8 protein-coding genes are annotated in these 15,144 nt (G+C 34.7%); 7 read left to right on the top strand and 1 reads right to left on the bottom strand.

Features of this window, described 5'->3' with window-relative positions; genetic code table 11:
• Window positions 1–5: 5 nt before the first annotated feature.
• From IH598_12875 to IH598_12845, 7 genes are all read left to right on the top strand, one after another.
• Entirely contained in the window at window positions 6–722 is a 717-nt protein-coding gene (locus IH598_12875; protein ID MBE0639404.1) for a hypothetical protein, read from the top strand.
• Between the two features lie 61 nt (window positions 723–783).
• Complete coding sequence (locus tag IH598_12870; protein ID MBE0639403.1) at window positions 784–1,989, top strand: tyrosine--tRNA ligase; 1,206 nt, start codon at window positions 784–786, stop codon at window positions 1,987–1,989.
• A gap of 671 nt (window positions 1,990–2,660) precedes the next feature.
• Window positions 2,661–4,853: a hypothetical protein gene (locus IH598_12865; GenBank protein MBE0639402.1), complete on the top strand. Its 2,193-nt coding sequence runs from the start codon at window positions 2,661–2,663 to the stop codon at window positions 4,851–4,853.
• Between the two features lie 42 nt (window positions 4,854–4,895).
• Window positions 4,896–6,935: a hypothetical protein gene (locus tag IH598_12860; GenBank protein ID MBE0639401.1), complete on the top strand. Its 2,040-nt coding sequence runs from the start codon at window positions 4,896–4,898 to the stop codon at window positions 6,933–6,935.
• Window positions 6,925–7,155, top strand: coding sequence for a hypothetical protein (locus IH598_12855; GenBank protein MBE0639400.1), 231 nt, complete (start codon window positions 6,925–6,927; stop codon window positions 7,153–7,155). Before IH598_12860 ends, IH598_12855 begins: the two co-directional genes overlap by 11 nt.
• 45 nt (window positions 7,156–7,200) lie before the next feature.
• A complete protein-coding gene (locus tag IH598_12850; GenBank protein ID MBE0639399.1) occupies window positions 7,201–9,234 on the top strand; it encodes a hypothetical protein in 2,034 nt (677 codons plus the stop codon).
• Window positions 9,235–9,372: 138 nt separating this feature from the next.
• A complete protein-coding gene (locus IH598_12845) occupies window positions 9,373–13,644 on the top strand; it encodes a M4 family metallopeptidase (GenBank protein ID MBE0639398.1) in 4,272 nt (1,423 codons plus the stop codon).
• Window positions 13,645–14,455: 811 nt separating this feature from the next.
• On the opposite strand, the gene IH598_12840 is transcribed toward IH598_12845, so the two are convergent.
• Window positions 14,456–14,854, bottom strand: coding sequence for an HU family DNA-binding protein (locus IH598_12840; GenBank protein ID MBE0639397.1), 399 nt, complete (start codon window positions 14,852–14,854; stop codon window positions 14,456–14,458).
• Between the last annotated feature and the right edge of the window lie 290 nt (window positions 14,855–15,144).

Genomic DNA, 15,144 nt, shown 5'->3' with positions numbered 1-15,144 from the left:
AAATTATGCAACTAATTGTCTTTTTTGATCGTGAAACATTTAGCGATTTGTTAGAAAATCATGGCAGAAATCCTGACTTCAAAACACGGTTCTCTCGAATGGAATTAAATAAAGAAACCGGAAATCCAGAACCAGTGTATTTTGATACGAATAATTCTGGTGCCATAATTTATATTGATAAAAATGGAAAAGCTGAAATTGATGTATTTGATCAGGTGAAAGCAGTATCTTCATCAATACTAATGATCCCGGATGAGATGAAAATTGAATATGTCCCAAATAGCTGTATTAAAATTCTAAGGCATAATACACCTCCAGTGGGATTAAGCATTTTAAAGGAAAGTATATTTTTCACCTCACCAATTCACCAAAATGAAGAGAGATTTGACAAAACCGGAGTGGAAACTTTGTATTATAGATTAGTATTATTCATTGGAAACAATGAGAATCTTACCTTTGATCAGTTTCTAAAAGATAATAATATTTCGTGCAATCCTAAACTCGAAGCCGCCCTTGATTTTTTGAATGATTGCTTAATTAAAAAGCCAGATCTTAATCAATTAAAAGGCTTTGATACTGAAACAGTTTGCATAACAGGTAAAGCAAAAGGACGAAAACTTGAAAAGTTATGGGAGAATTTGAAACAGAAACCACTTGATGACATTGATGCTTTTGAGGCATTTCGTGACGGTGTTTTAGAGAAGGCAGGAGTTGGGCAATAATCTGATAATTTCTGATAATTATTGGTTGCCGTACTTTGTACTCTAACTAATACAAATGATCATGAAAAATGAAACAAAAGGTCAGGTTAATCTTATTCTCAGGGGAGTCGCACACCTTATTAACCGGCATGAGTTGGTTAAGAAAATCGAAAATGCGACAGCATCAGGAATTCCCCTAAACATTAAATTGGGTGTTGATCCAACAGCACCTGATATTCATCTGGGACACACGGTTGTGTTTCGCAAATTACGCCATTTTCAGGATCTGGGTCACAATGTCTTTTTCCTGATTGGCGACTTCACTGCCAGGATCGGAGATCCATCAGGGCGGGATAAAACACGGCCACCGCTTACCGAAGAACAGGTGCTTGAAAACGCACAAACGTATCTGAATCAGATTTCCAAAATTCTTGATAAGGACAAAACCACTGTGGTTTACAACAGTCATTGGCTTAAAAACATGACTTTTGAAGATGTCGTAAAAATGGCCGCACAAAGCACCATGGCAAAATTGCTCGAGCACAATACTTTCAGGCAAAGATTCGAGAGCGGTGAGTCCATTCGGATGAACGAATTTCTGTATCCTTTCATGCAGGGGTATGATTCGGTAGCTTTAAAAGCTGATGTAGAACTTGGTGGTACCGACCAGACATTTAACCTCACATTTGGCCGTGATTTACAGAAATTCTTTGGGCAAGAGCCACAGGTTTGCATTACAATGCCAATTCTGACAGGCACCGATGGCAAACAGAAAATGTCGAAATCCCTTGGGAACTATATTGGAATTGATGAACCGGCGCCCATCATGTTCGAGAAAATAATGCGGATGAATGATAAGAATATCCCCTTATACTTTACTCTTCTCACTGATATTAAGTTAGCTGAAATCAAGGAGATGAAAGCAGCTTTAAAGAAAAACCCACTTACCAGCTATATTTTGGATATCAAGAAAAGACTTGCTTTTGAAATCGTAAAGTTTTTTCATGACGAAAGTCAGGCAATTCGTTCTTTGCAGGGATATGGCAATCAAATGGTTTCCGGGATGCCGGAATTTAGTATTACAAAATTACCCGCAACGATTTTTTTGGTTGACTTAATAAAAGAACTCTTCTTGTTAAACTCAAAGAACGAGAGTCGTACGCTGATTAAGCAAGGTGCGGTCACTGTTTCAGGTGAAAAATTATTGAATCCTGATTTAGTCCTGAAGTTACAAGAGGGCATGATTGTTAAAGCCGGTAAATCAAGGATTGTTAAACTCACAATGTAAATAGTATGGAAACCCGAAATTTTATACTGTTTCGAAATGAGGAATATGCATGTTCAATTGCAAAAAAATTGAATGGACATATCCGAAAGTCTGAGTCAGAAATACTGAGCATAAGGCCGATAAAAGGGGATGTGTTTTTTATAGATGCGCATTTTGGAGGACAAATGTCTGATTTAATCGGGCTGGACATTGTTAACAATCTTCTTAAATTCCGCCAGGGAGATGAATTTGAAATTAAAGTGTTTTCATGGCTAAGTATCGAAGATATTTCTCATCTTCATCCTGAAAAAATAAATTTACTAAATAAACAGAGAATTCAATTTTTCCGATACCCGGTGATCATCTGATAAATAATTTGAAATATGACCGACATTAAAGCTTTGTTTTTAGGGCCAAAAGCCGAGAATCAGGATTTGTACGAATCATTAATCCTTGAAATTGTTCGGGACTCATGTTTCCTTCGTAAGAATTTCCATCCCCAGGATGATCCAATTGTTACGGAAAAAGACAAACTGGAACCTGAATTTATCGAAACCGTTGCTCAGCTAAAACAGCATCTTCAAGGCGTTCTTTCCGAATTGAAGAAAGGGGTTCCATTATATCATCCACGCTATTTTGGGCACATGCACGGGGATCTTTTAATTTCAGGGATTGCAGCATATTTCGGCACAATGCTTTACAACCCGAATAATGTTGTTGGGGAGGCATCACCTGCCACCACAAAAATGGAGCTTGACTACATTAACTCCCTTTGCAAAATGGTTGGCTATAAATCCTGCGACAAATTGAAGGGAACATATTCATGGGGTCACCTGTGTTCAGGTGGCACAACTGCAAACATCGAAGCAATGTGGGTTGCACGGAATATTAAATACTACCCTTTGTCAGTAAAACTTGCCTCGATTTTAATACCGGAATGTGGTTTTTTGGGTGATGCTTGGATTAATTCCTCAGGTAAAGATAAAGATATTAAGTCATTGAGTTTTAATGATCTTTTTAATTTACCTTTTTCTGAAATTTTGGATTTAAAAGATGAAATTTATAAACTCAGCCAACAAGTTAATATCAGTGCTCTGGAAATGAAAACAATGATTGATAAATACGCTGTTACAAATATGGGTGTGTACGGTATTCATCATAAAATTGAAACCCTTGAGGTGAATAAAGAGCAAATTGATTTGCCAAAAGTCTATATTGCAAAATCAAATCATTATTCCTGGGAAAAAGCACTTGACATCATTGGCCTTGGGCGTGATCAGTTAATTAAAATTGATATTGATCATGGTTTTAGGATGAACATAGAAGACCTGAAAAATAAATTCCGGGAATCAGGTTCACCTACATTGGCGGTGATCGGAATATTGGGTTCAAGCAAACAAGGCAGCATTGACCCAATTGATGAAATTGTTGATTTCAGAAGTAAAAAAGAAAGTGAAGGGTATTCCTTTGTAATTCATATAGATGGCGCCTATGGAGGATATTTCCCGGCAGTTTTCAAACAGAATGCTGAATCTGATGAATTCTCGACCGATGAAGATATCTTAAATTATTTGCGTGAAAAGAGAAACAACCTTTTTTATTGTAATAATGAATCAACCATTAATAATAAGTGGTGCGAAAAAATTAAGGCAATAAGCAAATCGGATTCTATAGCAATCGATCCGCACAAAATGGGCTACATCCCATACCCGGCAGGTAGTATCCTGTTTGCTGATACGCGTATGAAGGATTTTATTTCCTATGAACCCTCCTATTTAAATAAACCGACAGATTCAAAAGATTTAGGTAACGCTTTTTTAGGACAATGGACATTGGAAGGAAGCCGTCCCGGAGCGGCGGCAGCGGCATGTTATCTGTCTAATTTAGTATTACCTTTTAACCAAAGTGGGCATGGCCAACTGATCAGAAATTCAATGTATGCTGCCGATATATTTTGGAATTCCATTAAGAAATTTAATGAGGATGTCACGATAAACATGGAATTTCAGGTTAATCCACTTTATATCCCGGAAACAAATATTGTGTCGTATGTTGTTTCAGCACCAAATATTATTAGAAAAACAAAATTTTTAAACAAGCTTAATAATCTTCTTTATGAAATATTTTCGGTTAAAGGAGATTCGATAATTCCGGCCCAGAATTTCATTATTGCTAAAGATGCCTTTGATTATCAGGATATTCCAAATAACACCCTGCTTACTTCATGCGGAATTGATGAAGAAAATGCAGACAACACACAGGATAAAATTACAATTCTTTCAAGTGTGTTTATGAACCCGTTAAGCGAGGCTTTACATGCTGATTTTTATTTGGATTTTTTTAAAGAGGCAGTTAATGCAGGGCTAAACATAAGGGCTGATATTATGCTTGAAATTCTTAATGATAAGTTTGAAGGTGAACGGATAAAGGTACTTTGGGTTGAGGATGATGATGATATCCATTCGCTCAGGAAACAATTATTACAGGATTTTGCAGTAGGCAAATGCCTTGATATTTCTTTTGTAAATAACGTTGATGATGCGATTATTGAGCTGACGAAAAAATGGGATATTTACATTCTCGACCTGAATTTAAAGTCGAAACATGACCTGAATTCAAACAGGTTCATCCAAAAGGATAAAGACGAAATTGAATCTTCACTACAATTATACCAATCAATTCCTGAAGCGGACCGAGAAAATATCTTATTCTATTCTGCCTACCTTCATCATCGGGAGATTAAGGAAGAAAGGATTATTCCATTATTAAATCCTTTGTTTAAAAATACAACTAAATTGAAGGATCAACTTATTTCAAAAACAGGGGAATACTTAATTGATAAACAAAAGATAATAAATGGCATTTTTTCGATAATTCAAAAATAAACTAATAACAAACCGATCTACAAATTTTAATACTCGCAGATAATGAATAATACAATCATACATGTAAGTGATACTGATCATCCTTCACTACCCTTTACGCAATTTTGTAGTGAACCTGAAGTTTTGGCAAAGGAACTGCATCAAAAGCATTCTCATGCTCAACTATTTCTCATAAATGTCAATTATAAACCTGATGAACTATTAAGATCTCAAAATGCAGGAATTGAATTATTGAAATACTTGCGTTTGCTAAATCTCAAACAACACTGCGTATTGTATTCATTTCTTAGCCGGGAGCAATTAATGACTCAAGATCTTTGTAATCTGATTATTTTTTCGGAGGGAGTAACATTTATCAGGTTGCCCACTGATCTCTCTAAGATAAATTTCGATGAATTAGTAAATAAAACAGCACCTGAAAATTTGTCTGCTTTTTTTAAAGCTGAGGCAACATTGCCCGACGACAGGCACTTTTTTGCAAATTGGTGGGGGGTACTACAGTTGTGGAAAGTACAAAAAGCGATTGATAGTATTGCTGGCACGCAAATGCCTACAGAAATTAAAAAAGCGTTTACAGGTTCTTTAAAGGAAATGGACTCTTATCAGGGTTTGCTTGCCATGTACCTTCATAGGGAAAAAGAAAAAGACGTCGAGGAAGAATTGAAACGATTGCTGCAATTACGAATTGAAAGATATGGTGACCAAGAGCGGAATCTTGATTCAATAAAAAGTGTTCTGAACAAAAAAACAAATGAACTTGATGACCGGGCAAGGAGACTTGAAATTATTAACGAATCCTTTTATAATTCAGTCACGAAGACTCTTTTTCAATCAAAGTTAGAGGAATTAAAATTGATAAATGATCCTATTAAAATCAAGGTAAATCAATTAGAGGAAGCACAAAAAAGGACTACAGATGATATAAAATTGCTAAAGGAGTATATTGAACTTGATGCCCTGATTAATGAAGAACGGCAAAGAATTGAAGAACAGATTATTATCTTTAACAATAAAATTTTAGGTATCCTTGGAGCCATAGAAAGACAGAAGATGTTCTCAAACAATGGCTTCAATATTATTGATACGAGGAATAGATTACAAGAAGTCAGTCCAAGAATCCTGTTTGTTGATGATCAGGCTGATGACGGATGGTCATTCATTTTTCAGCGAATTATTTATGGCAAAGAGAACGACTCATTCACAATTATTCAACCCTGTAAGGACGATTCTATCGAACAAATTACTGACAAGATTCTTGAAAGAGTCAATGAATTCAAACCGGATTTGATAATTCTTGATCTTCGTCTAAAAGGAGAACATGGAACAACAACCGATGTGACAAATATTTCAGGTGTTCAGGTTTTAAAATCAATTACCAACGATGGAATAACTTGTCCGGTTTTGATAACAACTGCATCAAATAAAATATGGTCGTACAAAGAGACTTTTTCTTTGGGAGCATCAGCATTTTGGATTAAGGAAGGTCTGGATGAGCATATGGATTTAAGAAACAGTATTGAGAATTATATGCGATTTATTGACCTTGTTTCTGTCCTTTGCTTGTCTGATGAGTTTCAATTCCTAAAACGCTGTAAAACAAGCTTAAAAAAACTTAAACACAATGATTCAAAATATTGGTGGGAAAGCAATGATTGGTTAATAAGCACTCATACATATATGAAAACAAAAAGCGTATCAAGGCACATCATAATATCAATTCTTCATCAAGCTATAATCTTACTCGAAGATTATTTAAGGTTACGTTTGCAAGAGTCTCAACAAGTTTCTGTTAGAAATTACTTACCTTCGGCGATTATTATCCGTTTTGCATCTGTTTTGGAAAAAATACATCAGACAGATAATCCTTATCAAATTAAAGATGGAAAGACATATATGTTACCATTATCAGAAAAAATTAAAGATCAATTTGGTTATGCTTTGAATCGTAGGATATTTTTGCTGGACATGCGGAATAAGGCTGCACATGGCCAGTATTGTACATTCAAGGAAATGTCTGAATTTACATCACAGCTATTTGAATACTTGGTGGATTATCATCTTATTTTAAACAATGGCAAATAGTTGTAATCCATTTACTCAGGGAGAATATGTTTCTGAAATAGGAAAACTTGATAACAATAACTCAAATCGATTTTTCTTAAAAAATCCTAATTTAAATTTATTGGATGGAAGAACTCACATTATTTTAGACAAAAAGCCTGATTATAATAATCCTCAATTTGAAAAGTCAAATCTTATGGTTGGTGATTCGATAAGGTTTACTTTAAAAATTACGGGGTAAATTTGTTAAACTATTATGCTGAAAATGCTAAAAAATAAAGGATTAATGAAAAAAGAAACAAACACAATTGCAAAAAACAATTCCTGCATTATTTGGGATAATGAGAATTATCCTCAATCAATTTTTGGAAAAAGCCAAGATCCAATTTTTTATCAGAAAATATTTGAGAAAACTAATTTCGCAAAATATGATCTCATTTATATTTTAGTCGAGTTGAAATGGCAAGATGTCTTACGAACGAAATTTCATGGCTTTCAGCTTGCAAAAGATTTGCGCAAGGATAAAACGGTGCTCTGCCCAATTGTATTTTGTACATTTATGCCATGTTTCGATAAATCCTTGTATCCTGATTCTGAAATTCTTGATATGCCGGGTCATTACCTGCACCAGCTACCGGTCAAACCAATTCTATTACAAGAATATGCCGGGATTGATGAAGACACCCTTGAAGACATCAATTTCAGTCTTTTTGATCCGGATCAAAAAGTTCATACCCTAATGCACAATGTTGAGAATCGTTTACCTGGATTGGTATATAACATTGAAAGAGATGAAAGGGAATATGATAGAAATCGCATTAAAACAGAGGTAAATACATATTTGGATACCCAGTTAAAGATTTTCAAAACCTATATACTTCCCGAAAAGACTAAGGAGTTTGATTTTCTTGGAAATGAGCTGCAAACAAATATTGATAGTACAATTGATGAACCTGATTTCACACCCGAAAAACTAAGAAGTCCGTTGATAACATACAAGGATTTGTTTTACAGCTTTTTACCCACCCACTTGGTTGAAGATGTTGAAAAGAGTGTGGTTCCAAAACGCTGGCAAGTTTTGTTCATTGACGATCAGGAGTATTATTGCAACATCATCAAAGTTCATTTTGAGCGTAACGGCATACAATGCCATACAGCCCAATCTGCTGAAAAAGCATTTGAAATACTGAGGGAAGATGAAAATGGAGTAAAAAAAATTTCAGTAATTATTACTGATTTCCGATTTTATGTTGATGGCAACAGCGAAACTGGAAAATGGCAGGATTTGCAAGGCTACACGATATTAAAACAAATTCATTCCCATCAGGAATTCAAATCTCATTATGCCTATTTTATGCTGACGAGTAAAAAGGGAACAATTCAACATCATATCAAAAAACAATCAAAGTTTCCAATTCTATGGTTTAACAAAACTGATGTTACTTCTGGAGGAAACCATTCATTTGATGTTTTTTGCCAGCGAATAGATGAGGTTGGATCAGAGGCATTTTTAAAAAAACATTCATTGCCTGATACTGAAGTATGGAAAACAGGGATAGAAAACAGGATTGAACCAGGATTGTGTTTTTATTACAAACATCACATTGAATATCAGGACTTTGAGAATGCTGAGCGTAACATTAATTTAAAAGCAACTGAAAACATTGATTATGCATTAAAAAATGGTGAATTGTTAGATGATTTTGATTATCAGATATCATTAAAATATTCGTCAAAACATTCAACTCTTGATGATTTGCTTAAAAAATTTAGAACAAACATACTATTGCCACGAAGGATATTTTGGATACTTTCTATTCTAGAAGAGATGAGTTATGATGATTTGATTACAATTTTTAAGCGCACTCACAAAATGAAACGTTCAATATTTACTACTTCTCTTGGAATTTCATTAAGGAAGCGTGAATTAAGTAAAATTCCTTTTTATTATTTTCAATATGGCATGCTTGATGAAGAAAAGGAGTTTTTAATGTCCAATAAGAAAAGAAATGAAGATACTATATCCAGACTAAAAATTTTGGATACTGACATTTCAATAATTAGGGTGTTTTTTGACGAAATTGAAGACATCATAGATTTTCCTTTATTCAAGAACTTATATTACAAATTAGAAAACAATAATGAATTCACCTTCACCATAGTCGAAATTAAAAAATGTCTGAAGCAAATTGGTGCTATGATGAAAATGAATCCTGAATTCAATAAACAATATAGAGAAGAAACAAAATATTTCTATAAGGATTATGTTGAGTTGCTTTCCGATGGTTTAAAAGTGGAATTTCTCAACTTATTAAAATAGCAAAGTTTTATGGTGTGTTTTTTTCTAATTGAGATTTTCGGTATTATCTGTTGGAGGTAAGTCCGAAAAATTTGATATTTTTTGATATTTTTACCGATACTATTTTCGCAGCGAACATAAACATAAAAATAAATCGCTATGAAAACGGTCATCTTTGCAATCCTCACTGCTTCTGAATTTAAAACATTGCTTAATGGACAACTTTTGAAAAAGCAATTAACAATTCTAATTCTCTTGATGATGATTTGCGTAATGTCATTTGGACAAACCTCAGCATCATTATCAATCTCAGACATCAGAAAAAACCTTTCCGGAAAAGCAAATTCTGCAAAATTTAGTGCTGCTGAATTTGATTCTGCCTTTGTCTTTAACAATTTGAATGGCATATTGAATCTTTCAGAATTCGATTCATTTAATACCAAAAGAATTCGATTTGATGATAAATATCAAACCAAAACCATTCGTTTGCATCAGTTGCATAAAGGGATCAAAATAGACCGGTCAGAAATTATTCTGCATTTTGATAAAAGTAACAGATTGAAATCCTTAAATGGAATATGGTTTGAATCATTGGATTTACCAACCCAAACTGATCTGAAAGAATCAGATGTACTGTCAATTGCATTTAGTGGAATTGATACTTCAATGCTCTTTTATAAGGACCATAAATTTTTAAACGAGCATAAAATGAATGTTGAAAAGTTTATTCCAAAACCAGAACTAATGTATTACTGGGATGGGGAATCCAATGGATTTATTCTCTCTTGGGAAGTTAGCTTGCACTTTACAGCAGCAGACAATTATAAGATTTTCATTGATGCTAACTCAGGGTTAATAATTAAAAAGGTGCTTTTAGATATTGATTGTAATACAGGATCTGTATCAACAGCCTGGTATGGAACAAAAACAATTTGGACCTATTATTCGGGTGGGTTGTACCACTTAATTGATGATTGCTCAACAACGCAAAATTATGACAATTATACCTATGATTGTCAACAGCAAAACTATTTGAGTGCCGGTCAAGAGATTTACAGCAGTAGTGACAATAATTGGAATCTGTCGCCAAATGAAATCGTTGGAGGTACCCTACATTGGTGCATGGATCAATATGAGCAATATTTAAGAAATGAGCATTCACGCGATAGTTGGGATGATTCAAATGCTGATTGGCTGGGATTTGCAAATTGTTCAATAAATGGAAGTTCCCAAAATGCAGTTTTTAATTCAAATGGATTTGCAGCTTTTGGATTTGGAGCAAGTACATCTTCACCTACCGATGATTTTGTTACTTTGGATATAGTAGCTCATGAATTTACTCATGGCATAAACAGCTCTGAAGCAAATCTTCAATATCAATCTGAATCAGGGGCATTAAATGAATCTTTCTCTGACATTTTCGGCGAAATATGTGAAGAATATGTTTTAGGTAATACGGATTGGTTGTGTGGAGATGATTTAAGTGGTATGGGACCTTTAAGAAGCTTGTCAGATCCAGGCTCAATATCAGATTATGGAGGTCCAATGCCAAATTGCTACCAAGGACCAAATTGGTATTCAGGCTCAAGTGATTTTGGTGGTGTGCATCACAATAGCAGTGTGCAAAATTTTATGTTCTATCTTTTGTGCGAAGGTGGCAATGGTGAAAATGATTGTGGAGATTCATATTCCGTCAATGGAATAGGAATTTCAAACGCAAGTGAAATTGCATATTTGGTTCTGGTTGATTACATTTCATCCTATTCAGATTTTGCTGATGCACGAATTTCATGGTTAGATGCTGTATCCGAAGCTTTTCCAGGGAATTCTTCATATTATCAATCAGTAGAAGATGCATGGTGTGCTGTGGGTGTTGGAAATAGTTGTTCTGGAGGAGGCCAGCCACCAGTAGCAAATTTCTCAGGTACTCCGACCTCAGGGAATTCTCCATTGAACGTTTCTTTTACAAATCTTTCAACCAATAGTCCAACTTCATGTAACTGGAATTTTGGTGATGGTTCAACGAGTACTCTTCAAAACCCTTCACATAATTATGCATCTGCCGGGTATTTCACGGTGACATTAACCGTCACAAACCAGTATGGTACTGATTCTGAAATTAAATATAACTATATCCACGTTACAGAAGCAGGGCTGCCACCAGTAGCAAACTTTTCAGGTAATCCAACAAGTGGAAATTCTCCATTAATAGTTACTTTTACCAATCAATCCACAGGGAGTCCAACGTCATGGTTGTGGAATTTTGGTGATGGTTCATCAAGTACCCTTCAGAATCCACAGCACACATATACCACCACCGGGTACAAAACTGTTACAATGATAGCAACAAATCAGTACGGTAGTGATACTGAAACCAAGACTAACTATATCTATGTGTCTCCTGCAGGACAACCTCCGGTAGCAGACTTCACAGGTACACCAACAAATGGAAATTCTCCATTGACTGTTATTTTTACAAATCAATCCACAGGGAGTCCAACGTCATGGTTGTGGAATTTTGGTGATGGTTCATCAAGTACCCTTCAGAATCCACAGCATAACTATTTGTCTCCAGGATATTTCACTGTTAGACTGATCGTTACCAATCAATATGGGACAAGTTCAGAAGTAAAGAACAACTTCATTAATATTTATAATGAAGCAACAATTACTACATTTGCAACTTCATTTTTTATAAATGATAACGCTGATTTTCAAGGAATTTACTATGATATTGTCCAGTCCAGTTTCGATAGTAGTTTTGTAACCCTGGGTAATTATAATTTCTCATCACAAAATACAGGTGGAATTATTTACTCTAAAATTAGCAAAAATGGAACTGTCGTTTGGACTAAAACAATAGAAAATCTTGAGACAAGTAATTGGTTAAAGATTTTAAGATCCCAAAACGGCTATTTATTATGCTTCTATTACGATAATTACTCCATGATAATGGAAATTGATGAGAATGGACAAAGATTGTTTTCAAAGCGATTAAACCTAACTTTTAATAAATTTTGCACAACATCAACAGGATATGTTGGTATTTGTCAAACAAGTAATGGAATTGGGCTATTAAAAATTAATTTCTCCGGGAACCCTGTTTGGCAAAAATATTACACTTATTCTACATATGCTAATACTCTGTTGGGTATTAAAGATTTAATTGTAGATAATTCAGGAAATTTGATTGTTTATGGTTATATTCTTGATGGCAATTCAGGAAATAATAGTATTGATGGATTCATAATAAAGGTAGGTCCTAATGGAGACTTAAACTGGAGTAGGAAATATTCAGGAAATCTCAACAATTCTGATAACATCACAAGTTTAGTCATAACCGATAACGATGACATTATTGTGGGTATAGCAACCAATGACAATCTTGGTCATTTCTCAAATGGGTACATTTTGAAGCTTAATTCATTAGGAATTGTGACGGATTGTAAGCAATTACCAATAAGTTTTGAACCAATTATTTTTGGGCAAGAAGTAAATGAGTTTTATGCCTATTTGCAAGATGGAGAGTTTTTTAATATTGTTTCAATGGACTCAGAATTTAATATCACTGAGCAAAAAACCTTTAAAGATATCTTCGCTTATTCGATTAAGCAGACTTTTGATAATCGTTTCGTTCTTGTTGGTTTTAATTCTTTGGATTTAGAAGGTGCCTCAGAGAATATGTTAAGTATTTATAAGGTTAGTTTCAATGACTTTTCTTGTGCTGATGCTGATCTTCTTAACGTTAATATTAGTGGTTCTTCATTTTCTTCAAATCCTTTAACAGCATCATCATCATCTTCCTGGAATTGCACAGCATCTGATTATTTAATCGGCATTGATAACATAATTCTATCTGATTCTAGTTTATGTCCAGAATGCATGAACCCAATTTCAAATTTTACAGCATCAAAGACTTCTGGTACTTGTCCATTGGTTGTGGATTTCATTGATTTTTCAGAAACCTCTGGCTCTGCATCGTGGCTTTGGACTATTTATACTGGCGATGAAACCCCTATCATTTCAACTCAAACAAATCCATCGGGAATCTTATTCGAAAATTCTGGAAGTTTTTTGGTCAGCCTTGAGGTTACAGACGAATGTGGATCAAACATTAAGTCGGTTCAGGATTACATTACTGTTACATGTCCTAATGATACCGATGAAAAAGTTGGTACAAAAAGAATTTTTGAAATATTTCCAAATCCAACAACCAATTTCATTACGATTAAAGCTAAGGACTTAACAGAGGAATTTTATAATATTTCAATATTAAATGTCATGGGAGATTTAATAAAGCAAACGTACTTCACCGTATCAGATAATAGAAGGGAAATGACGTTTGACGTTTCGGACCTACCATTGGGTGTTTACCTCTTTTCGATTAAATCCTCAAATTTCGTCCAAACTTTCAAGATAATTAAACAATAGGAATCTGAAAATTAAAACATTGTAATCCAATGTTTACACTACCCTCAAAACGCCTTGACTGATAATTCAGTCAGGGCGTTTAAGTAATTGCTATTGAAAACCAGTACTACATAAATAGAAATTTTTCTTGAAATGAAACTGTAATAATTGAGATTAAATGGGCTGAATTTCACGATTGTGTTAAAAATTGACATCTTACATAATTGGTAAGGTAGATAAATACTGCAGATCAAAACGCATGTTTACTTTTTCAAAAAGCCTTTGTTATCATTTAGTTCAAATGGTTTGAGAAAATGAAATAAAAGTCTTTAGTTTTGATTAAAATGACTTGATAAATTTTACGATGAGGCAAAAGCGAACTATTTTCGAAGTAAATGGACGGTAACTGATCATCAACGTGCATTGAATTCTGGATCATATTCCGGACTTTCGCCTATAAATACAAATTGAAATGATGTAATAGATACAATTTTCGCCTCATTCTACCGAACTAAACATTTCTGCCTGCCATCATGCTTGCTGCATCATGGTGTATAAAACTATACAAGGTTATTAACCGCAGCAAATCACAAGCAGCTTTTGGACTCATTTGAGCTGAAGATTGGTAAAAAATTCAGGTGGCTATCCAATGGTCAATTTAGTGGTGAAGGCAGCCGGGATAAAATTTTAACAAAATTTAAATATTGCTTTATCTTAAAGATTCTTAAAGGCTTAGGTGTAATTACAAGTCATCTGATGGTAATTACAGATTTGGAGGGGTAAAAAAAAATGCCGTATTTTGTACGGCATTTTTAATTGCATTTAAATGCAATTACGGAAGGCTCTGTTCTGCTTTTGTTTTAGCGTAACTGATGTTGTTGAGCACCTTTCTCACCTCTTTCCCGGGACGGAAATGGAGTTTGGTACCCTTGATCATCGTTGCGCTAAACTTCTCCGGCTGATCAGAGCCTTCGCTTTTTAAAGTCAACCTGAGCGTACCGAGGTCGCCCAGTGTAACGATCCTGCCATTGGCAAGCTCGCGGGGAATCACCTTCAGCAGCGCTTCAATCACTGCAATGGTGTCGATAGATGTCACGGTGGATTTTTCTGAGATCTGGTCTGCCAGCTCACGGATATCCACTTTACCCTGATTAACCCCTATTGCGTAATAACGCGACGGATCGCCAGGTTGGCGCGGGTTCTTCCGTTCGATTAATTTAAACTTTACCATCATCTGATAAGTTTTTAGATAATAAAAAATTGAATTATCGGCCCTGAGGATGTTAAGTCCAAAGGGTTGCGGCAAAGATAGTATGAGAATGCAGAAATTGTAGTAATAGCTGATCCATTTTTTTTCCACAAAACGTTTGTTAATAACATTATTTGACTGATTTAAAGCATGATAATGAAAAAGTCAAGAAAAATTAATATTCGGATTTTGATTTTGGCACAGTGGATTATTACCGGACTGTGTATGAGAGGTTTGGAATTCAAAAGAGAAATTACCCATCTAAGGGAATG

The organism is Bacteroidales bacterium, from assembly GCA_014860585.1.
Classification (GTDB): Bacteria; Bacteroidota; Bacteroidia; order Bacteroidales; family 4484-276; genus RZYY01.
Note: the sequence above shows the minus strand (reverse complement) of the source record. Positions and strands in the feature narration are given on the sequence as shown.